Here is a 26414-nt window from a genome sequence, read left to right as displayed (position 1 = left end):
GCGTGCAGCGGTTTTGCGATAACGACATGCATCAAACAAGAACCTAAAGCGCGTCGCATCAGGTCGGTCGAACGCAACGCGCTTTAGGAACGCGTATCCGCCAGCGTGCTGGCGCCGTAGCGCAAACCGTCGACCAGCAGGGCAACCATGCGCCGCGCCTGGGCGGGGCCGCCGCCATGTGCCGGCATGGCAAGGCTGGCGGCCGCCCCCAACAGGTCGCCCGGCTCGATATCGGCGCGCACCTCGCCGGCCGCGGCCGCTGCCTCCAGCAATGTTTGGAGCGCGGGCCGGAGCCGTTGGTTGAAATAGGCAGGCAAAGTGTCGAAGGCCGGATTGCCTGAGTACAAGGCTGCCGCGAGGCCGCGTTTTGCCGTGATGAAATCCACATAGCGCTGCATCCACAGGGCCAGCGCTTCACCGGGCTCATGCTTTCTGGCCAGGATCGGCGCGGCGTCCGCACAGGCGTCAACCTCGTTGCGGAAGACGGCCACGATCAGGTCCGAGCGCTGTGGAAAATGGCGGTAGACGGTGCCGACGCCGACGCCAGCCTTTTCCGCGATCTCTCGCACCGGAGCCTCCACGCCGGAGGTCGCGAACACCGCCATGGCCGCCCGGAGCAACGCGTCGATGTTGCGCCGTGCGTCGGCGCGCACGTGCCGATCCGCGCGGTCGCGGGGTTCCAGACCATCGCCTTGATCCGTTTTGCCGTTCGGCGTTTTTTCGCCCATCAAATTACCTCTTGCAAACGGAACCTTGTTCCGGATATATGTGGAACGTGGTTCCGCTTGACTTGTATCTAGCACGGCAAGGCGGTGTTGGCCACAAATCGGTGCACAAAAGGAGATTACCATGCAGGACAAACCCGTCGCCCTGGTCACCGGGGCCAACAAGGGCATCGGTCTTCAGATCGCCAGGGACCTCGCGGCGAACGGCCTTACCGTGCTCGTAGGATCGCGCAGGCTCGAGCATGCCGAGGCAGCCGCAAATAGCATCGGAGAGGATGCCCACGCCCTGCAGCTCGACGTCACCGACCAGGCGTCGATCGCCGCCGCGGCAGAGCGCATCCGCATCGAACTCGGCCGCCTCGACGTGCTGGTGAACAATGCCGGCATCTCCCATGCGGGAAAGCCGGGCAAGCCGCTCGAGGAGATCATCAATTCGGGCCGCCCGAGCGTTGCCTCCCTCGACGACGTACGCGCGGTATTCGAGACGAACGTGTTTGGCATCGTCGCCGTCACGCAAGCGATGCTGCGGCTCCTTCGTGAGGCGCCGGCGGCACGTATCGTCAACGTCTCGAGCGGCGCCGGCTCGCTGACATTGAACGCGGATCCGGCCTTTCCGTACCGCACTTCGTTTGGCGCCGTTTACAACCCGTCGAAGACGGCCGTCAACGCGATGACGCTCGCCTTCGCCATCGAGCTCGAGGAGACCGGCATCAAGGTCAACGCTGCCTGCCCGGGCTACACCGCGACGGAGCTGAACAACTTCGAAGGTTCGCGCACCGTCGAACAGGCCGCGCGGGAGCCGGTGCGCCTCGCGCTTCTCGACGCGAACGGTCCGACGGGCACGTTCTCGAACGAGGACGGCCCGCTGCCGTGGTGACGTTGCCTTGGAGCCTGCTTCAGCCGCGCCAAGGTGTCAGGCGGGGCAGCCAGCCTGGTACGGCACGGCGGTAGGCCTCGTATTCGTCGCCGTAGCGGCGGGCAAGCGTCGGTTCCTCATACAGTCTCACGAAGGAGATCATGGCGGCCGCGGCGATGACTAGATAGGCCGCGACCGTCCAGCTCGAAAACAGCAGTGCCTGGCCGAGGACGATCGACAGCACGGCGACGTACATCGGATTGCGGACATGGCGGTAGATGCCGCCGACGACCAGCCTTTCGGTCGGCGCGACCGGGGCGGGGGTACCCAAGCCCTCCAGGGCAAACCGGGCAAAGGCGTGCAGCAGTATGGCTGTGCCGGCGACAACCAGCAGCCAGCCCACAGGAACGAAACCGGGCAGTCTCGACCAGGGCAGGCGATAGCGATCGGTCAGCAGCCAAGGCAACAGTCCGGCGACCACGCCGGGCGCTACAGCAAGGAAGATGACGCTGCCGGCGATCGCCGAAGTGGCTCGCATATAGCTCTCCTTACGGGCGCGGCCTTGAACGGTCTCCTGCAACGCGCTTCAGGTCTTGTCCGGCATGTAACCCAAACCGCTGCACCCTCAGGTCAGGCTCGATGGCGGGCTTTTGGGCGGCATGCACCAGCAAGGTCTGGCTGCCGAAAAAACAAACGCGTGCTGCACGATTCCACGTCATCCTGCGTTTTTCGACTTTCCGAGCAGGAATCGCTGCTGATTCGCGGCCGCGGATCGATTTTTGCCTTGCCGCAGGCTGTATTTCAGCGATTCAACTGGTCCTATTGCGCTTCGGGACGGATTAGACCACAGCCGGCGCCTTTTTGCATGTGAGTGTTGCAAAATAGATGCTTGTTTCTTGGGCATGAAGAGCACATATATAGATCATCTCCTGAGCGCGTTCTCCTCCCATTAGCGCTCTCGAGTGTTCCCCTCTGGAGGTTAGCCTTAACAGGCACTTCCAATCAAACTCAGCCGGGTCTTCATTGATCCGGCTTTTTTGTTGCCCGAAACCAACACATCGCCAGAAAATCGGCCGGAACGGTCGCGTAACAGTGACATGTAACCTCGGGTAACATGCCGCGGGCGCGCCAAATCGATTAAGCAGAGCACAGGACGCGGTGTGGCTCGTCCGGGGGATGGGGGCATCACTCGGACGACCCGGGCTCAGGCAGCTACCGCGTCCGAACCTTCCTCCGCCGCCAGGCACCGGCGGCAAGCATGCGGCGGACCTGCCGTTTCGCCTCCCACGAAGACGGTCCGCAAGAAACGGCGCCCGGATCATCCGGGCGCCGTTTCCTGTTGGGCCGCAAAGGCAGCTCAGGCGGCCTTGCCGTTGGCGTTCAGCGCTTCGTCGGCCAACCGGCCGGTGAGTTCGGCCATGTGGTCGAAGACGGCCCGGTAGCTGGCGACACCCGCCGTGGCCGAGCGCAGCTCGATGATGAGGTCGCCGATCTCGGCTTGCGGCATGGTCGCCTCGACGACGTCCCATCCGGGCCAGTCGGGCCGCGCGTCGTAGCCGAGGATCTGGCCGCGCCGCTGCGGGATCAGCGCAATGATCTTCGACGTCGCGTCGGACGGCGTGACGATCTCGACCTTCATCACCGGCTCGAGCAGCACCGGCGAGCACGCGGCCATGCCTTCCTTCATCGCCAGCTTCGCTGCCATCTGGAAGGCCATGTCGGAGGAATCGACCGCATGGTAGGAGCCGTCGGAAAGGTTGACGGCAACATCGACGACCGGGAAGCCGAGCGGCCCGGACTTCAGGTAGTCACGCACGCCGGTCTCGACCGACTGGATGTAGGTCTTTGGCACGACGCCGCCGGTGATCGTATCGGTGAACTGGAAGCCTGACCCGCGCGGCAGCGGTTTGATCTCAATCACGACGTCGCCGAACTGGCCGTGGCCGCCTGATTGTTTCTTGTGGCGGCCGCGCTGCTGCGTCGCTTTGCGGATCGTCTCGCGGTAGGGCACGGCCGGCACATGGCCTTCGACCGGGATCTGGTTCTTGCCTTCCAGCCGCTCGCGCACGACGCGCAGATGCATCTCGCCATGGCCGGACAGCACGGTTTCGGCCGAATCCTGGTTGTGATGCAGGTTGAGTGAGGGATCTTCCTCGGCCAGGCGCTGGATGGCCGCCGACATCTTGACCTCGTCCTTGCGCTCTTTCGGCCGCAGCGCGAAGGCGAAGACCGGTTGCGGCGGCGCCAGCGTGACCAGCGGCTGGATGCCGCCCTTGGTCGAGCTCAGCGTCTGGCCGGTCCTGACGGCGTCCAGCTTGCCGAGCGCCACCGTGTCGCCGGCCTTGGCCGAAGTCAGCTTGACCTGGTCCTTGCCGAGCATCTTGTAGATGCCGGAGACCTTTGCCGTTTCGCCATTGGAAAGGAACAGCTCGGCGGCGTCGGCGACCTGGCCGGACAGGATGCGCGACACCGACAGCTTGCCGCCATGCGCGGTGTGGATGGTCTTCATCACCTGGACCACGGTGGCATTGCCGTCGGGAGCGCCGAGGCGCTGGCGCGTCGCCTCGATGTCGGGTGCGTCGTGACGGATCGCCTTCAACAGGCGCAGCACGCCATTGCCCTTCTCGGCGGTGCCGATCAGCACCGGCGTCACCATGCCGTCGCGCAGGTCGGCGGCAAGATCGTCGAAGATCGCATCCTTCGGCGGTTCGATCTCGTCCAGCAATTGCTCCATCAGGCGGTCGTCATGGTCGGCGAGCGTCTCCAGCATGGAAAAGCGCGCCTCGAGCTCGCGCGCCTTGTCGTCGCTCGGGATCTGGGCGACCTCGCTCTCGGCATATTCGCGGTAGATGTAGGCACGCTCCAGAGCGAGGTCGATCGAGCCGATGACGACGCCGTCCTTGCGCAGCGGGATCTGGCGCAGCAGCAATGGCACCGAGCTTGCCGGCTGCAGCATCTTCAGCGTGTCGCGCACACCTGCTATCGCCTTGTCGACCTTGTTCAGGAACAGCATGCGCGGCACGCCGAGATCGTCGAGCTTGCGCATGATCAGCTGCAGGGCAGGGATCTTCTTCTCGTCGGCCTCGGCAACGACCACGGCGACGTCGCAGGCGGCCAGCACCGGCTCGGCTTCGAAGGAGAATTCGATGGAGCCGGGACAATCGACGAAGGTGAACGGCTCGCCCATGAAATCGGTGGTGGCGAAGGTCGCCTCGACGCTCATGCCGTGAGCGCGCGCCTCGGGCGAATGATCGGAAACGGTATTTCCGGACGAAACGGGATTCTGGCGGGGAATGGCGCCTGTACGGGCGAGTATGGCTTCGAGAAGTGTCGTCTTACCGCTTGCGAAGGGACCGACTATGGCAATGCATTTCGGTCCCGTGCGTCGTCCTCCGGCGCGAGTACCCATGGCTGACCTCCACTCAGGCGTTTCCCTGTGAGCGGCGGCCGGCCTGTCGGCCGTCGCGGGCGAGGCTTTTTTCAATTTGCCACCTACCCAAAGGGCATCGTCCCACGGGCAGGCCGGGAGGGCAAGGGATTTGAGGTTGAAGGGATTTGAAGTTGGGGCCGGTTCAGCCGGTGCCGGTTAGGCGCGACGCCAGCGGGGGTGCGTCCACGCGCTGCACCGCCACCGTCTCGGCAAAGCGCGCGAGCAGCGGATTGAACAGGTCCGCCCGCTCCCAGAAAGGCGCATGCCCGGCGCCGGAGACGATGTGGCAATGCTCCCACAGCGAGCCGTAGGCGAGCGTCTCAAAATAGCCGAGCCGGACGAACGGATCGTTCTCGCCATTGACGATAGCGACCGGAAACGCGGCCTGCTCGACCACCTGTCTCTGGTCGGCGCCCTTGCCGGTGAGCATGCCGCGCGTCACCGCGGCGCGCAGCCGGCCGTCGGTGCGCAGGATGGCTTGGCGAAAGGACGGATCGGCGGTGTCGCCGAAACACAGCGTCTCGAAGCGCTCGGCATCGCGTTCGGAATACGTCTTTTTGGACGCCAGCAGCATGTCCCAATGCGCGTGGAAGCCGCGCAGCATGCCGAAAGGACCCTTCGATACCGGCGGCGCGCCGGTCAGCATCAGCCCGCCGACGGCGCGGTGAAAACTCGCGAGTTCGATTGCCACGTGCCCGCCAAGCGACCAGCCGAAGACGACGGCGCGGCCGATGCCCAAGGCATCGAGGAGCTGAGCCGCCGATTGGGCAAGGCCGGCGATGGTGTAGTCCGTCGCCGGATCGCGGGCGTCCGACGATTCGCCATGGCCGGGCAGGTCGAAAGCAATCAACCGATGGGCAGCGGCCAACGGGCTGTCGAACTGGCGGGCGAATACGGCGCGCGAACTGCCCGACCCATGGATCAGGACAAGCGGGATGCCGGGTCCCGACGACTGGCTGAGGCGCAAATCCGCTTGCGGCGTGCGGATCGTGCGGTGGGAAACGGCCATATCTGGTTGGACCTTGGGATTGTCTCCAGGTCAACATCGCATGCCGAGGTCACCATGTTGTTTAGAACGGTGGTTAAGAAATGATTTCTCGGCTTGCGCCGGGTATGATGAACGAATCCACCACAGCTAACCCCGGGACCCTGATGATGGAATCCACGCTCGACCTTCTCCTCTCGATCAGCAGCATCGCGACGCTCGGCCAATATGCCTGGTCGATGCGCGCGCATTTCCAGTCGCAGACTATGTCTCAAGGCGCGATGATCATTTCGGCCGTCGTGGTCGGCACGGCGCTGTTCTTTCTTGCGCTGCTGTGGATCGAGCGGCAGCCGGTGGCGGCGAAGATCGGCGGGCTCGCCGTCGAACTGGCAAGCTCGGCGCTGTTCTGGTGGGCGATCTCGGTCTCCCGCAAGGCGCGGCTGCGGTTCGCATTCGATCCTGACAATCCCGACAGCCTGGTGACCGAAGGCCCTTATCTCCATGTCCGGCATCCGTTCTACACGTCCTACATCATTTTCTGGATCGGATCGGGTATCGCGACCTGGTCGGTCTGGGCGGTGGTGCCGGTCGCCGGCATCGTTACGATCTACGTGATCGCAGCCTTGGACGAAGAGCGAAAATTTTCGCGGACAAGGTTGGCCGATGCCTACGACGCTTACCGCACGCGGACCGGTCTGTTCTGGCCGCGTTTTGCCCGCAGCCGGCAGGAGATGCAGCCGGCATCGGACGAAAGTGGTAGGGTCTAAGACACTGGATTGAATCGAGGACTTGCGACGATGAAGATTATTGCCTGCGGCAGCGTGCCGACGATTGTTGCGCCGGAAAAATACTTCACTGGCCGGGTTTTGCAGACGCCGATCATCGAGAAAGAGGCGCCGGCGCGGCTCAGAGCCACGCTGGTCAGCTTCGAGCCCGGCGCTCGCACCCACTGGCACACGCATCCGCTCGGCCAGACGCTCTATGTCACATCCGGTGCCGGTCTCGTGCAAAGCTGGGGCGGGCCGCTGCAGGAGATCAGGGCCGGCGACGTCATCTCCTTTGCGGCCGGCGAAAAGCACTGGCACGGCGCCGCGCCCAAATCGGCGATGACCCACATCGCCATGCAGGAGGCGCTCGAGGGTGTGCATGTCGATTGGCTGGAGAAGGTGAACGACGAGCAGTATGGCGGCTGAAACGTCTCAGACCAGCGCGGCGGTAAAGCGCTGGATGCGCGTGCAGGCCTCTTCGAGCAGAGCCTCCGACGTGGCGTAGGAGATGCGGAAGTTCGGGCCGAGGCCAAAGGCCGAGCCGAAAACAACCGCCACGCCCTCGGCCTCGAGCAGTTCCGAGCAGAAGGTTTCGTCGCTGTCGATCACCTTGCCGCTCTTGGTCTTCCTGCCGATCAGCTGGGCACAGGAGGGATAGACGTAGAACGCACCCTCCGGCGACGGACAGGTGATGCCGCGCGCCTGGTTGAGCATCGAGACGACGAGATCGCGCCGGCCCTGGAAGATCGCCTTGTTCTTCGGGATGAAATCCTGCGGGCCGTTCAGCGCTTCGACCGCCGCCCATTGGGCGATGGTGCAGGCGCCGGAGGTCTGCTGGCCCTGGATCATGTCCATCGCCTTGATCAGCGGCACCGGGCCTGCCGCGTAGCCGATGCGCCAGCCGGTCATGGCATAGGCCTTCGACACGCCGTTCATCGTCAGCGTGCGCTCATAAAGCTTAGGCTCGACCTCGGCGATGGTCTTGAAGACGAAGTCGCCATAAGTCAGGTGCTCGTACATGTCGTCGGTCAGCACCCAGACATGCGGGTGCTTCAACAGCACGTCGGCCAGGCTCTTGAGTTCCGCTTCGGTATAGGCGGCGCCCGAGGGGTTCGACGGCGAGTTCATCAAGAGCCATTTGGTGCGCGGCGTGATCGCCTTTTCCAGCACGGCCGCCGTCAGCTTGAAGCCGTTGTCGATCGAGGTGTCGGCAAAGGCCGAGGTGCCGCCGCAGATCGCCACCATTTCGGGATAGCTCACCCAGTAGGGCCGCGGGATGATCACCTCGTCGCCGGGGTTCAGCGTCGCCATGAAGGCGTTGAACAGGATCTGCTTGCCGCCGGTGCCGACGATGGTCTGCTCCGGCCGGTAGTCGAGATTGTTCTCGCGCTTGAACTTTTTCGCGATCGCCTCGCGCAGCGGCACGATGCCGGAGACCGGCGGATATTTCGTCTCGCCGCGGCGGATGGCCTCGATCGCGGCGTGCTTGATGTTGTCGGGGGTGTCGAAGTCCGGCTCGCCGGCGCCCAGCCCGATCACGTCGCGGCCGGCGTTTTTCAGCTCGCGCGCCTTCTGCGTCACCGCGATGGTCGCGGAAGGCTTTACGCGGGAAAGGACGTCGGCAAGAAAGGCCATGACAGATATCTCCAGAAAAGACCGGCGGGCGAAGGCGCCGCGGCGCCTCTCATGTCGCATCATCTGGTCAAGCGCAAGCCCAGCGCAGGCATTGTCGAATGAGCCAGCGCGCAATGCTGGCAACAATAAATTCACCAACGATCGGTAAAAGCTTGAACGGCAGGACCGTGGCCGGTCCGCCAGTCTCGCACAGCGAGGAACCGTGACGCGCAGCATCGGGCTTGCCCATACCATCCGCCATGATGACGGCACCGCCAGCGGTGTCTGGGGGGTCTATACGCTGCAAAGCGCGTTCCAGCCGATCTTCGCCTTCAACAAGGGCAAGCTTTCCGTCGTCGCGTTCGAGGGGCTGATCCGGCCGTTCCGCGAAGGCGAGCCGCAGCCGCCAATGAGTTTCTTCAACAGCTGTCCGGCGGTCGACCGCCTGCATATCGAGGCGCTGACACGGACGCTGCACCTTCTGAACGCCGGCGCCTGCCTGCCGCGAGACGCCTCCATCTTCATCAATTTCGATCCATCGGTGTTCACCGACCGCAGCATCGCCGACAAGGCGCTGCGCGACATGCGGCTGGTGCTGCACGAGGCCGACATCGATCCGCGCCGCGTCGTCTGCGAGGTCACTGAGCAGAAATCGGCGTCGCAGGAAACGCTCTACAATTTCGTCGAGGCGCTCAGGGGCAATGGTTTGCGCATTGCCGTCGACGATTACGGCGCGGACGAATCCGACATCAATCGCATCAAGGAACTCAGGCCAGACATCGTCAAGTTCGACGCCGACTGGATCATGACGCTGATGGAGTCCGGTGCCGGCTTCGCCTTGCTGACCGCTATGGTGACAAGCTTCGAAGAGCAAGGCATCCGTACGGTATTCGAGGGCATCGAGACGGGCTGGCAGCTCGAGCTTGCCGAAAAGTCGGGCGCCTCGATGGTGCAAGGCTTCGTGCTGGCACGCCCGGAGCTTGCGCCGACCAGCTTTCACGTCTTCGACAAGGCCGGGCAAGCATCAGCGGTGTCGCCCGATAAGGACAAAGTTCCCGCGGCCGTTTCGCCATCGCGGCGGCCGATGCGGGCCTTTGGCCGCAGGGTGGCATCGTGACCGGGCGGGCCGACATGCGGCGCAAGGTCGGCGAAGCGATCTTTGCCGACGAGGTCGGCATTGAATATGGCGTCTACGGCGCATTCCGGCTGAGGAGCGCCTACCAGCCGGTCTTCGCGCCGCGCGGCAGGTTTCTCGCCGCCGTCGCGGTCGAGGGACTGATCGAGCCGCATCGTGCAGGCAGGCCGGTGGCGCCGCAAATCTTCTTCGAAGGTGTGCCGGCAGCGGATCGGCTGTTTGTCGAAACCATGTGCCGGGTGCTGCATTTGCGCAACTTCCGCAACATCGGCGTCGACGGGCTCGACCTCTTCTTCAACTACAATCCGCTGATCAACGATGACCCCGCACGGGCGCTGGCCGAAATCAGGCTGATGACCAGGCATCTGACGGATTTCGGCCTGCATCCTGGCATGCTGGTCTGCGAGATTACCGAGCAGGCGGCCGGCGACAAGGTGCTTGTCAGCCTGGCGCGCGAGATGCGGCGCGACGGCGTCCGCATCGCCATCGACGATTTCGGCACCGGGCATTCGACCGAAGAAAGGGTAGCGCTGGTGCAGCCCGACATCGTCAAGATCGACGGCACCTGGTTCGCAGAATTCTGCCGCCATGCCGCCGCCGAGCGGTTTTTCCGGCCGCTGGTTTCGACGCTGCACGACCGTGGCGCCAAGGTGCTGGTCGAAGGCGTCGAGAACGCCACGCATCTGCGCGTCGCGCTGGATGGCGGCGTCGACCTGCTGCAGGGCTTTTATCTTGCCCGGCCGGCGCTGGCCGGTACGCTGTTCGACGAGGAGCCTCTGTCGATCGACAGGTTGCTTGGCAGGGATAACAACGTCATCCCCTTGTTCGGATGAATGCATCAGCGGCGCTGATGGTTACGCCAAAACAAATCACTGGATGAGGCCGCCGCTGCCGCGATAGAGGCTGGATCAAGCCCTGAGACGGGTGGTTGCGAGCAAGGGGGAGCACCGATGATACTCTATGGAATGATCGACAGCGGCAATTGCTACAAGCCGCGCCTGTTGATGGCCAAGCTCGGCATCGCTTTCACCAATGTCGAGGTCAGCTCGCACACCGGCGACACGCGCAAGCCCGACTATGTCGCGAAAAACCCGAACGCCATGGTGCCGCTGCTCGAACTCGACGACGGCCGCCGGCTGGCCGAATCCAATGCCATCCTGCTCTATCTCGCCGAAGGCACGCGGTTCCTGCCGGCGGACAGATACGAACGCGCGCTGGCCTATCAGTGGCTGTTCTTCGAGCAATACAGCCATGAGCCTTATATCGCCGTGCGCAGGGCGCTGCTGACCTTCCCTGAAAGAGCCAAGGACGCAACGCCCGAGCGGCTGGCGCTGACGCTGGAGCGCGGCAACAAGGCGCTCGGCGTCATGGACAAGCACCTGGCCGGGAGCAGCTTCTTCGCTGGCAATGCGCTCAGCGTCGCCGACATCGCGCTCTATGCCTATACGCATACCGCCGAGACGGGCGGGTTTCAGCTCGACGCCTATCCGGCGGTGGCCGCCTGGCTGAAAAGGGTCGAGGCCGATCCGGGGCACGTGCCGCTGGAGTGGGTGGGTTGAGTGCAACTCGCCGACTTTGCTGAGCAACGTTGACAATTGGCGAAAGCTTCGGCGAAAGCGTCCTTCTCCCCGTCACTGTACGGGGAGAAGATGGCGGCAGCCAGATGAGGGGCGGCGCCAGCCTTTGTTGTGATGTCGTGCTTGGCCTGGCGAAGGGCAGTCCTGATGCGTCGCGCTGCCCCTCATCGCCCTGCCGGGCACTTCTCCCCGTATAGAGACGGGGAGAAGGAGCTGTATCGCCGGTTTCGCCAATTGTCGGCGTTTAAAATCCAGACAGCAAAAAGGCGGGACAAAATCCCGCCTTCCCATGCTTGGTAGCCTGATCGGGAGCGTTTTGGCCGGGCCGGCAGCAATCTGCTGCTTCGGCTTGTCGGGGTCTTTCGCTCCGGCGCGCTTCTCGCGCGACCGCCAGTACATCCGTGACTTGCCGCGCGCCCCGGGCTATCGCCCGGCGCGCGCCATTCGCAAAATCAGGCTGCCTTGCTCAGAGATCCAGCGGACGACTTGCCAGTGCGGCGGTCCTGCTCGATCTCGAAGTTGATCTTCTGGCCTTCAACCAGGGTCGACAGTCCAGCACGCTCGACTGCGGAGATGTGAACGAAAACGTCCGCGCCGCCGCTGTCAGGCTGAATGAAGCCGAAACCCTTGGTGGAATTAAACCACTTGACCGTACCTGTTGCCATTTCGATAGTCCTTTACGTTTGCTTTAGTTTGACTGGACCGAAACCCAGCCGGTTTGTATCGAGATTTTGGAGATAGAACGTCAGCAAACGCGAATATCGCGAGGCCCGGATCGATCGGCCGAAATATCAATGGACCGCATATAATATGCTTTCGCGCAAAAAACAAGACGGGGCGGAAAATGGCGCGGCGGCAACGCTGCCCAACGGCCGCCCCAATCGCGTGAGAGCGTCGTTGTTGCGCGCCTGACCCGGGAGGATCGCGTCGGCTTCGGGCGCGACCGGGTTTTGGGGAGAGGGCCCATGAAAATCGTTCTGCTTACCGCGTGCTTGACGCTGGTGGCTTCCGAGGCGCAGGCCGTCTCGCGCTACGACCCGACCCGTATGAGCTGCGGCAAGGTGCAGGCGACGATCGCGCGCGAGGGCGCGGTCATCCTGCGCTACAGATCGGCGCGCGTGCCGGGGCTGGCGCTCTACGACCGTTACGTGCGGAGCCAGCAATTCTGCGACATCGGCGAGGTCAGGGCGCGGGCCTCCGTGCCGAGTGCCGATACGAATTCGTGCACCGTCTATAAATGCAAGCGGGTGGAATTCGATCGGCGCTTCCGCCGGCGCCTGCTTCCGGACTAGGCTGGTCGAGATGGGTGCGCCGGGGTACCGGCATCACCTGAATATCAGCACACCTAAAACCCGAACGACACCTGCGCCGGGGGCGGCGGGCCGACGCGCACGCCTTCCATGGCCAGCATCTTTTCCTTGGTGGCCGAGCCGCCAGGGGCGGAAAAGCCGCCGATCTTGCCGCCGGCGGCAAGGATGCGATGGCAAGGGATGACCAGCGGCACCGGGTTGGCGCCGAGTGCGGCGCCCGTCTCACGCGCCAGCCCGGCATGGCCGGCGCGTTTGGCCAGTTCGCCATAGGTGGTGGTTTCGCCGAAGGCGAGTTTTCGCGCGGCATCATAGATCGCCAGGCGGAACTCGTCGACGCCGCTGAGATCGACCGGCACGCCGGAGAAATCGATATCCCCGCCGGCGGCATAGGCCTTGATCGACGCGATCAGCTCGGCAACCCATTGCGGCTCGGGCTTCGCTGCTTGGTCGGCGGCGGCACGGCGTAGCAGCCGGCGCTCGACCGCGTCGCGATTGCGCTGCGGCAGGCAGAGCCGGGTCAGCCCGGCTTCGCTCCAGGCGATGCCCATGAAGCCGAGCACGGTTTCGAAGACCGCGTGGCCGGCGGTGGCATGAGAGGCGTCCATGGCGTGCTCCTTTCCGGAATCCTTCGAAGTACAAATCCAGAACAATATCGCATTTCCCGGCCCGGCTCGCCACCCGAAAACGGTCGAATGCCGCGGATTGCCCGGGGAAAGATGCTGGTGTAAGGACTTCTTAACACCCGACGAACCGGACCCGAGCGCGGCTTGCCAGCAAAATTTCTCTTTCCCGTCCTAGTGGCGGTGTTGGCCGTGGCCGCTCTCAGCGGTTGCACCTCGACTTCGCCGGTGACCCCGACGCCGGCCTTCACCGAAAATACGGCCAATACCGATGCCGGCTTTACGTTGGCGCTGCCCGATACAGTTTCGGTGCTGCCGGAGCCGTCCGGCGTCGCCCAGACAGCGGCGCTGCCGATCGAGCCGGCCGCCGCCTTTGCCGGGCCGACGCCGCTGGCGGCAACTACCCCCGCCGTCATGACCGCCAATGCCCAGCCTGTTACCGCGACGCCAGCCGTCGCCATGCCGGTCAGCCAACAGACCGCGGCCATGCCCGGCGTTCAGCCGGTTTCCTACACGGTGCCGCAGAACCCGGCCGTTCTGGCCGCGACCGACCCCACCGAGGGTCAGTCGAACGCCGGCGGCCGCAGCGAGATCGAGCGGCTGATCGAGAAATATTCCGCGCTTTACCAGGTGCCGGTCGATCTGGTGCGCAGCGTCGTCAACCGCGAGAGCACCTTCAACCCGAAAGCCTACAATCACGGCCATTGGGGGTTGATGCAGATCAAGCACGCGACGGCGCGCGGCATGGGCTATGACGGGCCGGCAAGCGGCCTGTTCAATGCCGAGACCAATTTGAAATATGCGGTGAAATATCTGCGCGGCGCCTGGCTGGTCTCAGGCGGCAACCCCAAGCGCGCCGACCGGCTCTACCAGAGCGGCTATTATTACGACGCCAAGCGCAAGGGGATGCTGGGCGAAACCGGCCTCGGCAGCGATAGCCTGCGCCGCCGCATGCAGCCCGATGCCTGAGCCGCGCCCGCCGGCGCCAAACGACATCCGCCTGCGCAAGATCTTCGACGACACGCTTCTGGCGCCGCGCTGGCCCGAAGGTTTTTTCATGCGCGGCTTCGAAGCCGCCGATGCACTCGCTTTGCATACGCTGTTGACCGCGGTGTTCGACGACGGCGCCGACGGGCCGTTCGACGAATGGTGGCCGCGCATTTCGGGCGACGCGGAATTCGACCCAGCTTTGTGTTTCCTGGTCATCGACGGCAAGGGCCGGCTGGCGGGCGCGGCGCTGTGCTGGACGCGGGCTTTCGTCAAGGACCTTGCCGTGCATCCCGAGGCACGCGGCAAGGGCATCGCCGAGGCGCTGATGCGCCACGCCTTCGCCGAGTTTCGCGCGCGGGGCGCCGCGCATGTCGATCTCAAGACCAATACGGTGGAGAACGCCGCCGCCGTCAGGCTCTATCAGCGGCTGGGGATGGTCGAGGTGGATTGGGCGGGGTGAGGCGGGGCAAAGCTGGCTTCGGGTAAGTGTGTTGATATTCAGCTGAGGCTGCGACGCTCAAAGGTAACGGCATGGATCCTAGGGTCTCCGCGACGTCGCTTCGCTCCTGCTCCGCCCTAGGATGACGAAGGGCACAGTGGCATAAAGGCCAATCGCGGGCGTTGGAGATTGGCCAGAAGCCTACCCGCGCTTCGTCATCCTAGGGCGGAGCGAACGCGAAGCGGGAGCGCAGACCCTAGGATCCATGCCGTTGCCATGGCTGTAGAGCGCAGCGACCCAAGGGCCCTTATGTGATTTGACGCTGCGGCGCGCTGACCTACCCTCTAGTGCCGGAACGAGGAGACGAGCGATGCAGTCGCCTTTCAACAAGATGCGAAGCATCACGCTGGCAGCGGCGGTGATCCTTGCCGCCGCCACCGCGGCGTATGCCCATCACGGCTGGTCGTGGACGCAGGACGGGTTCTTCGAGCTCAAGGGCAAGATAATGGCCATCTATATCGGCAATCCGCACGCCACGCTGGATGTCGACGCGGAGGGCGAGGCCTGGCGAGTGGAGATGGCGCCGCCGTCCCGCACGATCGCCGCCGGCTTCACCGAGGAGGTCGCCAAGGTCGGCGACGAGGTGACCGCGATCGGCCATCGCTCGCGCGACGAGAGCGAAAAACGCATGAAGGCAGTCCGCGTCATCGTCGGCGGCAAGACCTATGACGTCTATCCCGACCGCGTGCCGCCGGCTTGAATGGACGGGTTTTTCGCCGGCATCGAGCAACTCGCCTTCGCGCGGGGACTGAAGGCCTCCTTCGTCGCCTACCCCATCGTCAATGCGCTCCACATCCTGTCGATCGGCGCTCTGCTGACCAGCGTCTGGCTCATGGACCTCAGGATCCTGGGCGCCTTCCGCTCGCTGCCGCAGGCGCCGTTCGTGGCGCTGCTGCGCCGCACCGCATTGGCCGCGTTCGGCGGTGCGTTAGTTACTGGGTCGCTGCTGTTTTCGGTCAGGGCGAGCGAGTATGCGGCAATGCCGATCTTCTTCGCCAAGATGGTTCTCATCCTTCTCGCCGGCGCCAACTTCCTTGTCTTCATGCGCGTCTGGCGCGCAAAGGGTGGTGACGAGTCGGTTGGTGGGGCCGCGGCCGTGCTGGCTGTGCTTTCGCTGGTGCTGTGGACGTCCGTGCTGTTCGCCGGACGGTTTATTGGGTTTCTCTGACGCCAGCAAGGGAGCGTCCCCACCGCGATGCCGACGGCATCTACCATTCTGAGGCTCCGAACGGGGTTCGCGCCGCCCCAACCTGCCAAGGACCGTTCGCACTCGGCCCCTGCAACATCCTGTGATCTGACGGATTTGCTTTACTCCTGAGAGCAGGACGCAGAGCTGGCGGGAGCAGCTGCAGTATGGGGATGCTGCCACTATGAGAGCGGTCTCCTCATGAGCGAGCAATAATTTTCTCTTGCGTTACAAGTAAACTGGTCCTCAAATCGTAAAAATGGGGGTGAGTTTGTTGAGCGAGCGCCATTCGTCGAGCGACGAGTAGATCGCCGTCCCAACAAAATTTTTCTCGACACCAAGGTTGGGAACGGAAGCCGTCCGCAGGCGCTCGGCTGAAGAAATTGCTGAATTAGATCTAAAATAGCGAGAAGCGGTATGGAAAATAGCCAAAGTTTCTATATTTGCCTATATAGAGGCGAAAACGGAAAGAATTTAGGCCATGCGTTATCAAATTCTGCAGATTTCCCGGAGAAAATTAGCAAAAATGTAACGATAGATCAGGTAAATGTTGGAACAAATTTCGGAACTATTTTCGATCTGTTTTGCGAATCTATGTTAGGATACATGGATATACTTCCTTTCATAGCAATTATAGGATCAGTAATCACTGATGGAATCCAGAATGCCGAACTCACAGAGTTTTGTGAAAGCAACAGCGTAAATACGATACGTCGTGACCAGAGTGACATATTTGAAATTGGCGTTAACAATTACTCTGAGTATCGATCGATAGAAGTCCGAAGAAAGTCTGCTCAGCTTGTATCAAAACAAGTTCCAAAAATGTTGCTAATAGGAATAGTTGGAAGCCTTGATCATTATCTCGCGCAGATAATGAAAGAAATACTAAAGAAATTTCCTGCAATGATTTCCGACAGTGACAAAACTATATCGGTTCGAGATATTTTTAAGTCTGGGTCACTTGAGGAGTTCAAAGATTTCTTGCTTGATCGAGAGATTGAAAGTGTAACACGAAGTTCCTTCGAAGATCAAATTGATTGGATAGAAAAGCGCCTGAATATCGCTAGAAAAATAAACGATGACTACGCTAACTGGCTTAGCCTAATTGAGGTAATAGAGAGGAGGAATCTGTTTGCCCACGCAAATGGACTTGTAAATGACATTTATATTAAGAGCCTTAACGCGTCAGGGAGCGAAGCTGTTAAAATGAAGAAGGGCGATGAATTGTTCGCGTCTCCCAAATATTTTAAGGCTTCTTTGGATAACATTTGCGAGTTCGGAGTGAAAATACTTCAGGTATCTTGGAGAAAGTTGCACCAAAAGGAAACAGCTCTAGCCGACGATTCTCTTGGGGACTTTGGATACAAATTGATCGAGCGTGGGGAATACAAGCTGGCGTCTGCAGTGCTCGACTTCGCCGTGAACGGTTTGCGGGGAAAGACGGTAGAGGCTAGAAGGCGTATGGACATCGTGAACTTGGCGAACGCCTACAAGCTGGACGGTCGAGAGGCCGAAGCAATGAAGACCTTAGACGCTGAGGATTGGACAATCGTAAGTGACCAATTTGCGATAAGCGTGGCGGCGATAAGGGGCGACATAGCTACCGTTTTGTCGTATATGCGGAGACTTTCTCAGAGCGGCGAATGGGATGGCAATACTCTGGAAGAGTGGCCTGTCTTCGTCCACGTTCGGGATGACCTGCCATTTAGAGCCGAATTTGAAAAGTTATTTGGCCGCAAATATGTTCCTCAGGAAACAAATAAATACAAGTTGATAAGGAAAACTATCCGAAGATCACGCTCTGGCCCATCTTCAAAAAAGACGGATAGGAAATCTACCAGAAGGCAGCCTAATTTAGTTCTTATCGAAGGTGAAAAAAAATAAGTCGCTGTGCCTGCGGAGAGTTATTGTGTTCTGATCCGAGCGATGCCTTCGAGTTGCTCGTTTTTTGCCGCCCCAAGTCTGTGAAATGGCTGAGCGAAGCAAAGCGGGGCCTTATTGCCGGCAGCGCCCCCTCTAGCCTGTCGGCTGTCTCCCCCAAGGGAGAGAGCTTGGCTAATCGCCTAAGCAAAATACTCCTGCAACGGTCGCACTTCCAAACTCCCCGCCCTCAGGGCCGCAATCGCCTCCGCCACCGCAGCAGCCCCCGATAGCGTCGTGTAATACGGCACTTTCTGCATCAGCGTCGCCCGGCGCAGCGATTTTGAGTCCGATACCGCTTTCTGGCCATCAGTCGTGTTGAAGACAATCTGCACCTGGCGGTTGCGGATGGCGTCCTCGATGTGCGGGCGGCCTTCCAGCACCTTGTTTATCTTTTCGGCCGCGACGCCGTTTTCGGCGAGGAAGCGGGCGGTGCCCGAGGTGGCCAGCACTTTAAAGCCCTGGCCGGCGAGGCGCTTGACCGCCGGCAATATGCCTTTCTTGTCCTCGTCGCGCACCGAGACGAACAGCGTGCCCGCGCGGGGAAGATCAACACCCGCCCCGAGCTGGCTCTTGGCGAAGGCGAGCGCGAAGTCGCGGTCGAGGCCCATGACCTCGCCGGTCGAGCGCATTTCCGGGCCGAGCAGGATGTCGACGCCGGGGAAGCGAGCGAAGGGGAATACCGCTTCCTTGACCGCGATGTGGCCGGGATTGCGTGGGTCGGGCATGGCGCCGTAATGGGCGAAGGCGTCTTCCAGGCTTTCGCCGGCCATAATGCGGGCGGCAATCTTCGCAATCGGCCGCCCGATCGTCTTGGCGACGAAGGGCACGGTGCGCGACGCGCGCGGGTTGACCTCGAGCACATATACGGTGCCGTCCTTGATCGCATATTGCACGTTCATCAGCCCGCCGACATTGAGCGCGCGGGCAAGCGCTGCCGTCTGGCGCTCGAGCTCGTCGACAAGCTCGGAGGGCAGCGAATGCACCGGCAGAGAGCAGGCACTGTCGCCCGAATGGATGCCGGCCTCCTCGATATGCTCCAAAATGCCGGAGACGTAGGTCGACCTGCCGTCGCACAGGCAATCGACATCGACCTCGATGGCGCCCGACAGATAGGTATCGAACAGAAGCGGGTTCTTGCCGAGCAGGGTGTTGATCTGGCCGGTCTTGTCGTTGGGATATTTCTGTTTGATGTCCTCCGGCACCAGGCCGGGCACGGTGTCGAGCAGGTAGGATTGCAGCATGCTCTCATCGTGGATGATCTGCATGGCGCGGCCGCCGAGCACATAGGACGGGCGCACCACCAGCGGGAAGCCGAGCTCGCCAGCGACAAGGCGGGCCTGCTCGACCGAATAGGCAATGCCGTTCTTCGGCTGGCTGAGGCCGAGCTTGTGCAACAGCTTCTGGAAGCGGTCGCGGTCCTCGGCCAGATCGATCATGTCGGGCGAGGTGCCGAGGATCGGGATGCCGGCCTTCTCCAGCGCATCGGCGAGCTTCAGCGGCGTCTGGCCGCCGAACTGGACGATGACGCCGACCAGCTCGCCGGACGCCTTCTCGGCGCGCAATATCTCCAGCACATCCTCCGGCGTCAGCGGCTCGAAATAGAGCCGGTCGGAGGTGTCGTAGTCGGTCGACACGGTCTCCGGGTTGCAGTTGATCATGATCGCCTCGAAGCCGGCGTCGCGCAGCGCAAACGCGGCGTGGCAGCAGCAATAGTCGAATTCGATGCCCTGACCGATGCGGTTGGGGCCGCCGCCGAGGATGACGACCTTTTTCCGCGATGAGACCTGCGCCTCGTTGGCGAGCGCGCCGGCGAACGGCACCTCATAGGTCGAATACATGTAGGCGGTGGGCGAAGCAAACTCGGCGGCGCAAGTGTCGATGCGCTTGTAGACCGGATGAACGTCGAGTGTACGCCTAATCTTCTCGATCTCTTCGACGTCCTTCCTGACCAGGGATGCGAGGCGGGCATCGGAGAAACCCATCGCCTTCAGCATGCGCAGATTGGCGGCGTCCTCGGGGATGCCGTGCTCGCGAATGCGCGCTTCCATGTCGAGAATGCCGGCGATCTGCTCGAGGAACCACGGGTCGATCTTGCACATGGCGTGCACGTCTTCCAGCGAGGTGCCCATGCGGATCGCCTGCGCCACCATGCGCAGCCGGTCCGGCGTCGGCGTGCCCAAGGCGGCGCGGATGGCGTTGCGGTCGTCGACGTGGCTGGCGGCCGTGCTGCCATGGCCGATGCCGGGGATCTCGATTTCGTCCAGCCCGGTCAGGCCGGTTTCCAGCCCGCGCAGCGCTTTCTGCAGCGATTCCTGGAAAGTGCGGCCGATGGCCATGACCTCGCCGACCGACTTCATCGAGGTGGTCAGCACCGGCTCGGCGCCGGGGAATTTCTCGAAGGCAAAGCGCGGGATTTTGGTGACGACATAGTCGATGCTCGGCTCGAACGAGGCCGGCGTGGCGCCGCCGGTGATGTCGTTCTCCAGCTCGTCCAGCGTGTAGCCGACAGCGAGCTTGGCGGCGATCTTGGCGATCGGGAAACCGGTCGCCTTGGAAGCCAGCGCCGACGAGCGCGAGACGCGCGGGTTCATCTCGATCACCACCAGGCGGCCGTCTGCCGGGTTGACGGCGAACTGCACGTTGGAGCCGCCGGTCTCGACGCCGATCTCGCGCAGCACCGCGATCGAGGCGTTGCGCATCATCTGGTACTCTTTGTCGGTCAGCGTCAGCGCCGGGGCGACGGTGATCGAGTCGCCGGTATGCACGCCCATCGGGTCGATGTTCTCGATCGAGCAGATGATGATGCAGTTGTCGGCTTTGTCGCGGACAACCTCCATCTCATACTCCTTCCAGCCGAGCACGCTCTCCTCGATCAGCACTTCGGTGGTCGGCGAGGCGTCGAGGCCGGACTGGACGATCTCGAAGAATTCGGCGCGGTTGTAGGCGATGCCGCCGCCGGTGCCGCCCATGGTGAAGGAGGGGCGGATAATTGCGGGCAGGCCGACATGGTCGAGCGCTTGTGCTGCAATCGCCATGGCATGGCTGATATAGCGCTGCTTGCGGTCGCCCTCACCGAGGTTCCAGCGCGTTTCCAGAGCATCGAGCGCGGCGTCGAGATTTTCGGGCTTTTCCGCCTTCAGCGCGGCGCGCTCGGCCTCGTGCGTCTTGCGGTCGGCATTCTTGACGTCGGTGGCGTTGGCCAGCATCGACTTCGGCGTTTCCAGGCCGATCTTGTTCATCGCCTCGCGAAACAGCGCGCGGTCCTCAGCCTTGTCGATTGCGGTGGCGTCGGCGCCGATCATCTCGACCTGATAGCGGTCGAGCACGCCCATGCGGCGCAGCGACAAAGCGGTGTTGAGCGCGGTCTGGCCGCCCATGGTCGGCAGCAGCGCGTCCGGCCGCTCCTTGGCGATGATCTTGGCCACCACTTCGGGCGTGATCGGCTCGATGTACGTGGCGTCGGCCAGTTCCGGATCGGTCATGATGGTGGCCGGATTGGAATTGACCAGGATAACGCGAAAACCCTCTTCCTTCAGCGCCTTGCAGGCCTGGGTGCCGGAATAGTCGAACTCGCAGGCCTGGCCGATGACGATGGGGCCGGCCCCGATGATCAGGATCGACTTGATGTCGGTGCGTCTTGGCATGTCGAGGGTCCGTTCGGCGGGCGGCTTGCACAAAAAGCCGGACGGGATGACCCGGCCGGTTGTGCGCGCGATTCTGGTATCAGGCTAGGAGGGCCTTATAGGGAAGAGTTTTGCCGGATGTAACCCCCTAAAATGCGGGTAGGGCAGTAGGGCAGTAGGGCAGTAGGGCAGTAGGGCAGAGGTTCGAGCGCCCTTAAGCATATTGCCCTACTGCCCTACTGCCTTATTCCCCTTACCACTATCCCCCAGCGCCAACTGGTCCGTGATCTCGAAGCGTTCGGAAGCACCGACGCGGATCATGTTCAGGCTGCCCTCGCGGGTGAAGCGGAATTCGCCGGGTGCGTCCGCACCGGCCGGCTTGCCGGCCTTGAAGCTGATGATGCGCGTGCCGCCATCGGGCCAGGTCACGGTCACGTCGGTCTTGTCGCCGGTGCGCACCACGCCTGCCTTGCAGCTGGTCATCGGCTGGCCGAGATAGCGCGCGCAGGGGATGGCGTTGCCGGCACCGGGGACCGGTGTCCCCGGCGGCTGCAGCCGCGCAACGGTCTGCGCGTCGGCCGGAGGCGCCGCATTGACCGCGCCGAAATTCCGGACGGGGTCCGCAGCCACGGGCGGCGATCCATCAACCTGTCCAGTCGAGGGGTTTCCAGCGGCCAGGGCCAGGCGGTAAGCGTCCTCGATCGCCACCTTGCCGATTGCGTCAGCGGAGTTCAGCGTCGTTTCGGGACCGGTTGCGCCGAGGCGCGTTGTCAGATCGGGCAGCGGTTGAGAGGCAGGGCTCTCCGTATCGGCCGCCGCCTGGGGCGTCACTTGCTGGGGATTGATAGGGTCGAGGTAGCGTGCGGGAGCCCATCCGCTCAGCTTCGGGTCGTCAATGTCTTCGACCTTGCACCACTTGTGGCCGCTGACGTCGCCGCAGCCGAGATTTTTCACGCTCGATCCACTCGGCAGCCGCGCCTCGACCTTGCCCATGGCCGACGCCGTGGCGCGCACGTTCAGGAGATCATCCGGAGCAAGACCCGTCACAATCGAGATGATGGGCTCCGGCTCCTGGCCGTTGGCCGGCAACTCCGCCAGCATCAGCGGAGCGGCAACCATCGCAAGCAGCGTCGTCGGGAGTGTTACTGTGCGCCTAATCATCTGCCATGGCGGTAGGTTCAATTGCCGAAGGCGCGGCCAGGCACGAAAGCGCCATCGCACGCCAGCCGGTTTTTATAGGCGACGAGACGGCGCTGTGTAAGCCCGAAAAGGTGCCGCGTGTTGAATCGCGACCAGGCCACTTCCGTGAACTAACAGCCGGCAAAATATTGCACATTTCATGTAAATATGCACTCTCTCAAGTAAGGTTGAGGAGGGAAATATGGTCGACCTTGAAATATTTGCGCAGGTGGAAAACATAGTTCGCCAGCGTATCAAGAAAACGCGCGCCGAGATTGAGGCTTCACTTGGTCACATCGCCAACGGCAATCCGCTGGCCGCCGAACAGACCCTCTCCAGGCGCCTCGACAGGTTGCAGGTAAAGGCGTCGCTCAGCCGCACCGAAGCGGAGATGATATCGGCAGCGATCGACATGAGGTCTGCCGGGGAAAGAAAGGCCGCCGCCAAGCAGCCAGGGCCGGAGGCAATTCTCGGCCCAACGCTCGATTTCATCGGGATCGCATTCCTCGAGCGTGGGCGCCGTGCTGCCGATGCGGTTGGCCGCGTTGCCTTTCTCAACGGCAATCCACAAGGATCGGGTTTTCTGGTCGGGCCAAGGCTGTTCCTCACAAACAACCATGTGATTTCGTCGCCGGCGGATTCCCGGCGCTTCCAGGTCCAGTTCGATTATGAGCAGGACGGTGCGAATGCCGTGCGTACGCCGACGACGTTCCTGTTCGATCCTGAATCCTGTTTCGTGACCGATAGCATAGAGGGTCTGGACTATACGCTGATCGGAGTTGGCGAGCGGCGTTCCGGTCCAAAGGAACTGGGGGAGTTCGGTTTTATCTCGCTGTCGGATGCGCGCGACAAGCATATGCTCGGCGAAATCGCCAACATCGTTCAGCATCCCGATGGCCGCTTCAAGGAACTGGTGTTGCGTGAAAACCGGCTGGTGGCCCGCGACGAAACGGTGCAAGTGCTGCACTATGTCGCCGACACCGAACAGGGTTCGTCCGGCTCCCCGGTCTTCAACAATGAATGGGAACCTATCGCCCTGCACCATTGGGCCGGCCCGTTCCACGAGGTGACGGGCATAGGTGGCTATGCGCTTGCGCGTGAGATCAACGAAGGCATACGGATCAGCGCCATCGTTGACGATCTGGGTGCTAGAAAGTCCAAGCTGCCGGGCTCCTCGGCATCGGCGGTTTCGCGAGCTCTGGCGATTTGGGCCGGCATGCCGCGCATGATGGACGAGACAGTTCGGCTGAACGCCGATATTCGCGAAGATGTGCCGGACAAGCCGGTGCAGCGGCCGGAACCGGATCGCAATCCGCCGGCGACGAGACACAATGCCGATGGCTCGGTCACCTGGACTTTTCCCGTCGAGATAAATGTCCGGGCGCCGCTGATCGACGGAGGCGATGCGAGACGAAACGACGGCAAAGGCCCGGCAAGCGAACCCGGGAAGGTGGCCATCGCCGAGGCCGCGGGTTGGAAAACAGAGGATTTCGACGATCGTGGAGGGTATGAGCCCGGCTTCATACCGGGCTTTGTCCTGGCAATGCCGACGGTTGCCAATTCACCCTACCGGTTGGCCAAAAACCTTCTTGCCAAACCGGGAGAGGACCCACACGAATTGCGCTACCATCATTTTTCGATCTTGATGAACGCCGATCGCAGGCTTGCCTTCGTCACCGCCTGCAATATCGATGGATCCCGCACCAAGGCGGTCAATCGTGAGGACAAGACGGTCATCGACAACCCGTCGCTTGTCGAATTGGGGGTGGAGTCGATTTCCGGTTCGGAAGCCAGCGATGCTTTCCGGCCGGATCGGCGCATCGACCTTGGCGAGCAGATGAACCAGGAATTCTATTCGAGCCAGAATGTGCCTGGATTTCCCGTCGCAAAATCCAAGGAACGAATCGCTCGAATGTTCCAGAAGGGCCATATTACACTTCGCGGCGACCCCGCATGGGGCGTCGATCAGGAGGCGGTCGCGGCAGAACGCGACACGTTCTTTTATACCAATGCTGCGCCGCAAGTCGGCTTCTTCAATCAAGGAAGCTCGCTTAACCATCCCGGCTCCAAAGGGAAGTTGAGATGGCGCGCGGTAGAAACCTATGTGCTGCGCAACGCCTATACGACGCGAGGCCGTGTCACGGTGTTTGCCGGGCCAGTGTTCGGCGAGGACGATCCTCCCTACCGCTTCGACAGCCATGTTCCGCTGAAGTTCTGGAAGATCGCGCTGTGGTCCGATCAAGCTGGCCTGCGCGCCATCGCGTTGCTTGCGGACCAGAAGCCGGTTTTGGAAGTGATGCCCGAAGCGTTCGGCGAGCGTGCCGAGGCATTCGATGACCCGCTTGAAATTGCCAGGGTATCGGAGTTCCTTTCGACGGTGGCCGAGATTGAAGAGCTGACCGGCCTGAACTTTGGCCAGCAGGTGCGCGACGCCGACATTCGGGCCGGTTCCGAATCCGCCCCAGCACAGACTTTCAACCCAACGCAACTAGCGCCCAAGACGTCACGGCCAAAGGCTTCGGCGACCAAGACTTCGACGTCCAAGACTTCGACGTCCAAGACTTCGGCGGCCAGCGCCCGACGTCCTGCCAAGCGATCGAAGCGATCGGCGTCTGACGACTGAAGATTGGACCGGTCGCGACTTCTGCCGCTCGAAGGCGGTCATCCGTTCAGCTAGGCATGAGCAAGCTCAGCCTGGGATGAGCAAGCTCAGCCCGGCATGAAGCCGGTGCGCAGCGCGTGAGCCCATTCGGGCCGTCCCGCCTGCTCGGCCTGATACGCCGCCGCCTCATGGTCATAGTCGACGGCGATGGATTCGAAACGATCGGGATGCAAGTCGACGATGCCGTAGCGGGCGTGCGGCGAACCCTGTTCGGAGACATGCGCCGGCGGGGTTGAATCGTCATAGGCGGGGCAGCCGATGCTACCCGGATTGAAGATGACCGGACCGCCGGGAATGCGGACCAGCTCGCTGCGATGGCTGTGGCCGCAAAGCATGATGCGGCAGGCGGCATCGATCGCGCCGAGCCGCCGCTCGATGGCGACCAGCGGCGCGCGCACCAGCCGGCCGTCGACGATCGCGTCAGTCAGGTATTTTTCGTCGTGGTCGGGCCGGGCGTGGAAGGCGAGTATGCCGGGCGCCACCTCCAGCATGACGGGCAGCGCAAATAGCGCCTCGCGTTGGCCTGCGGTCAGCCGTTCCTGCGCGTAGCGGTCGGACGGCCACATGGTCTCGTCGGCGGTGTCGCGGGCAACGCGGCGGTCGTGGTTGCCGCGCACCGTCGGCAGGTCGAGCGTCTCGAGCCGCTCCATGGTCTCGCGCGGCCAGAGCGGGCCGGAAACGCAATCGCCGAGATTGACGATGAGGTCGGCGCCGCCGCGCTGCCGCAGATCATTGAGCACGGCGTCGAGCGCCAGGACATTGCCGTGGATGTCGGCGAGGACGGCAATGCGCATGGCAGGCTCCGTTAATTGGAATGGCTGGAGGGCGGGTGAAGCTACTTTGCTCGCCTCGCGAGGCGGGCGAGAGCGGAACCCAGCTTCGGGTCGTTCAGGCGCGGACTTCGATCTCGTGGCCGCCGACCGCCGGCAACGATGCGTCGCCGGCCGCGGCAATGACACTGTCGAGCAGGCCCGGGAAGCGGCGGTCGAGATCGTCACGGCGCAGCGTGATCAGCCGGCTGGTTCCAACCGCCTCGGTGCGGGTGACGCCGGCCTCACGCAGCTTGGCCAAATGGTAGCTCAGATTGGTCTTCGAGCAGAGATCGAGGAACCGGCTGCAATTCAGCGGCACGCCCTCTTTGCTGGCGAGATAGCGCACGATGGCCAGTCGCGTCGGGTCGCCGAGCACGGCAAGCACGTTCGGCAGGTTGATCTGGTCGGCGGTGGGATGGGGCAAGGTCATGCCCAGGAATTAAGCACATTCGGAGCCGATTTCAACGCATCTCCTCTCGTGGCTAATGGACACATAGTTTCGTCCCGTCGCCCCGTCCTGA

Annotated in this window: 24 protein-coding genes; 13 read left to right on the top strand and 11 right to left on the bottom strand. The window is 62.5% G+C overall.

Translation table 11 applies throughout. The annotated features are described in order from the left end of the window. Positions 1 to 83: 83 nt before the first annotated feature. Entirely contained in the window at positions 84 to 728 is a 645-nt protein-coding gene (locus tag NKI29_RS25305; RefSeq protein ID WP_352450432.1) for a TetR/AcrR family transcriptional regulator, read from the bottom strand. Positions 729 to 849: 121 nt separating this feature from the next. On the opposite strand from NKI29_RS25305, the gene NKI29_RS25300 reads away from it, so the two are divergent. Beyond that, positions 850 to 1602 (top strand): SDR family oxidoreductase, encoded by a 753-nt coding sequence (locus NKI29_RS25300; protein WP_352797537.1) that lies wholly within the window; start codon positions 850 to 852, stop codon positions 1600 to 1602. Positions 1603 to 1621: 19 nt separating this feature from the next. Here NKI29_RS25300 and NKI29_RS25295 read toward each other — a convergent pair whose 3' ends face one another. The 3 genes from NKI29_RS25295 to NKI29_RS25285 all read right to left on the bottom strand — a co-directional run bounded on the left by NKI29_RS25295 (position 1622) and on the right by NKI29_RS25285 (position 6020). Beyond that, positions 1622 to 2119, bottom strand: a complete 498-nt coding sequence (locus tag NKI29_RS25295; protein WP_023678342.1) for a methyltransferase family protein — start codon at positions 2117 to 2119, stop codon at positions 1622 to 1624. An 819-nt stretch (positions 2120 to 2938) separates the two neighbouring features. After that, positions 2939 to 4990 carry an elongation factor G gene (locus NKI29_RS25290; protein WP_352458409.1) on the bottom strand — a complete coding sequence of 684 codons (2052 nt, stop codon included), beginning with the start codon at positions 4988 to 4990 and terminating at the stop codon, positions 2939 to 2941. A gap of 163 nt (positions 4991 to 5153) precedes the next feature. Further along, the gene (locus NKI29_RS25285; protein ID WP_352475048.1) at positions 5154 to 6020 is read right to left on the bottom strand and encodes an alpha/beta fold hydrolase; all 867 of its coding nucleotides are present in this window, start codon (positions 6018 to 6020) and stop codon (positions 5154 to 5156) included. Positions 6021 to 6163: 143 nt separating this feature from the next. On the opposite strand from NKI29_RS25285, the gene NKI29_RS25280 reads away from it, so the two are divergent. Together NKI29_RS25280 and NKI29_RS25275 are read left to right on the top strand one after the other, a co-directional pair. Then, positions 6164 to 6763 (top strand): methyltransferase family protein, encoded by a 600-nt coding sequence (locus NKI29_RS25280; protein ID WP_352797534.1) that lies wholly within the window; start codon positions 6164 to 6166, stop codon positions 6761 to 6763. Positions 6764 to 6793: 30 nt separating this feature from the next. After that, on the top strand, positions 6794 to 7189 hold the full coding sequence (locus NKI29_RS25275; protein WP_023678338.1) for a (R)-mandelonitrile lyase: 396 nt from the start codon (positions 6794 to 6796) through the stop codon (positions 7187 to 7189). A 6-nt stretch (positions 7190 to 7195) separates the two neighbouring features. Here NKI29_RS25275 and NKI29_RS25270 read toward each other — a convergent pair whose 3' ends face one another. Then, positions 7196 to 8398: a pyridoxal phosphate-dependent aminotransferase gene (locus tag NKI29_RS25270; RefSeq protein ID WP_352788244.1), complete on the bottom strand. Its 1203-nt coding sequence runs from the start codon at positions 8396 to 8398 to the stop codon at positions 7196 to 7198. A gap of 202 nt (positions 8399 to 8600) precedes the next feature. Between NKI29_RS25270 and NKI29_RS25265 the strand changes: the two genes are divergently transcribed. The 3 genes from NKI29_RS25265 (at position 8601) to NKI29_RS25255 (ending at position 11071) form a co-directional block, all read left to right on the top strand. Beyond that, on the top strand, positions 8601 to 9494 hold the full coding sequence (locus tag NKI29_RS25265) for an EAL domain-containing protein (RefSeq protein ID WP_352788247.1): 894 nt from the start codon (positions 8601 to 8603) through the stop codon (positions 9492 to 9494). Next, a complete protein-coding gene (locus tag NKI29_RS25260; RefSeq protein WP_352622192.1) occupies positions 9491 to 10345 on the top strand; it encodes an EAL domain-containing protein in 855 nt (284 codons plus the stop codon). The genes NKI29_RS25265 and NKI29_RS25260 overlap by 4 nt, the downstream gene beginning before the upstream one ends. Before the next feature lie 117 nt (positions 10346 to 10462). Beyond that, positions 10463 to 11071, top strand: a complete 609-nt coding sequence (locus NKI29_RS25255) for a glutathione S-transferase family protein (RefSeq protein WP_352797530.1) — start codon at positions 10463 to 10465, stop codon at positions 11069 to 11071. Between the two features lie 470 nt (positions 11072 to 11541). Here NKI29_RS25255 and NKI29_RS25250 read toward each other — a convergent pair whose 3' ends face one another. Beyond that, the gene (locus NKI29_RS25250; protein ID WP_023678332.1) at positions 11542 to 11754 is read right to left on the bottom strand and encodes a cold-shock protein; all 213 of its coding nucleotides are present in this window, start codon (positions 11752 to 11754) and stop codon (positions 11542 to 11544) included. A 300-nt stretch (positions 11755 to 12054) separates the two neighbouring features. On the opposite strand from NKI29_RS25250, the gene NKI29_RS25245 reads away from it, so the two are divergent. Then, positions 12055 to 12381, top strand: coding sequence for a hypothetical protein (locus NKI29_RS25245; RefSeq protein ID WP_352567947.1), 327 nt, complete (start codon positions 12055 to 12057; stop codon positions 12379 to 12381). A 53-nt stretch (positions 12382 to 12434) separates the two neighbouring features. Here the strand turns inward: NKI29_RS25245 and NKI29_RS25240 are convergent, their stop codons facing one another. Then, positions 12435 to 13004, bottom strand: a complete 570-nt coding sequence (locus NKI29_RS25240; protein ID WP_352567946.1) for a methylated-DNA--[protein]-cysteine S-methyltransferase — start codon at positions 13002 to 13004, stop codon at positions 12435 to 12437. Between the two features lie 207 nt (positions 13005 to 13211). Here NKI29_RS25240 and NKI29_RS25235 point away from each other — a divergent pair, with 207 nt between their 5' ends. The 5 genes from NKI29_RS25235 to NKI29_RS25215 all read left to right on the top strand — a co-directional run bounded on the left by NKI29_RS25235 (position 13212) and on the right by NKI29_RS25215 (position 17578). Next, positions 13212 to 13988, top strand: coding sequence for a transglycosylase SLT domain-containing protein (locus NKI29_RS25235; RefSeq protein ID WP_352797526.1), 777 nt, complete (start codon positions 13212 to 13214; stop codon positions 13986 to 13988). Continuing rightward, positions 13981 to 14469 carry a GNAT family N-acetyltransferase gene (locus NKI29_RS25230; RefSeq protein WP_352797523.1) on the top strand — a complete coding sequence of 163 codons (489 nt, stop codon included), beginning with the start codon at positions 13981 to 13983 and terminating at the stop codon, positions 14467 to 14469. Before NKI29_RS25235 ends, NKI29_RS25230 begins: the two co-directional genes overlap by 8 nt. A gap of 349 nt (positions 14470 to 14818) precedes the next feature. Beyond that, a complete protein-coding gene (locus NKI29_RS25225) occupies positions 14819 to 15208 on the top strand; it encodes a DUF6152 family protein (protein WP_352797521.1) in 390 nt (129 codons plus the stop codon). Further along, entirely contained in the window at positions 15209 to 15676 is a 468-nt protein-coding gene (locus NKI29_RS25220; protein ID WP_352797518.1) for a hypothetical protein, read from the top strand. Between the two features lie 435 nt (positions 15677 to 16111). Continuing rightward, on the top strand, positions 16112 to 17578 hold the full coding sequence (locus NKI29_RS25215) for a hypothetical protein (protein WP_352797515.1): 1467 nt from the start codon (positions 16112 to 16114) through the stop codon (positions 17576 to 17578). A 179-nt stretch (positions 17579 to 17757) separates the two neighbouring features. On the opposite strand, the gene carB is transcribed toward NKI29_RS25215, so the two are convergent. Beyond that, the gene (gene carB / locus NKI29_RS25210) at positions 17758 to 21261 is read right to left on the bottom strand and encodes a carbamoyl-phosphate synthase large subunit (protein ID WP_352797512.1); all 3504 of its coding nucleotides are present in this window, start codon (positions 21259 to 21261) and stop codon (positions 17758 to 17760) included. Positions 21262 to 21468: 207 nt separating this feature from the next. Beyond that, positions 21469 to 22359, bottom strand: coding sequence for an SH3 domain-containing protein (locus tag NKI29_RS25205; protein ID WP_352797510.1), 891 nt, complete (start codon positions 22357 to 22359; stop codon positions 21469 to 21471). Positions 22360 to 22621: 262 nt separating this feature from the next. On the opposite strand from NKI29_RS25205, the gene NKI29_RS25200 reads away from it, so the two are divergent. Further along, a complete protein-coding gene (locus NKI29_RS25200; protein WP_352797508.1) occupies positions 22622 to 25042 on the top strand; it encodes a DNA/RNA non-specific endonuclease in 2421 nt (806 codons plus the stop codon). Positions 25043 to 25128: 86 nt separating this feature from the next. On the opposite strand, the gene NKI29_RS25195 is transcribed toward NKI29_RS25200, so the two are convergent. Both NKI29_RS25195 and NKI29_RS25190 read right to left on the bottom strand, forming a co-directional pair. Continuing rightward, positions 25129 to 25875 carry a metallophosphoesterase family protein gene (locus NKI29_RS25195; RefSeq protein WP_352797505.1) on the bottom strand — a complete coding sequence of 249 codons (747 nt, stop codon included), beginning with the start codon at positions 25873 to 25875 and terminating at the stop codon, positions 25129 to 25131. Between the two features lie 94 nt (positions 25876 to 25969). Continuing rightward, a complete protein-coding gene (locus tag NKI29_RS25190) occupies positions 25970 to 26323 on the bottom strand; it encodes an ArsR/SmtB family transcription factor (protein ID WP_352757108.1) in 354 nt (117 codons plus the stop codon). Between the last annotated feature and the right edge of the window lie 91 nt (positions 26324 to 26414).

The organism is Mesorhizobium sp. M0678, assembly GCF_040320505.1.
In the GTDB taxonomy this organism is placed as follows: Bacteria; Pseudomonadota; Alphaproteobacteria; order Rhizobiales; family Rhizobiaceae; genus Mesorhizobium.
This window is presented reverse-complemented; position numbering and strand designations above follow the sequence as displayed.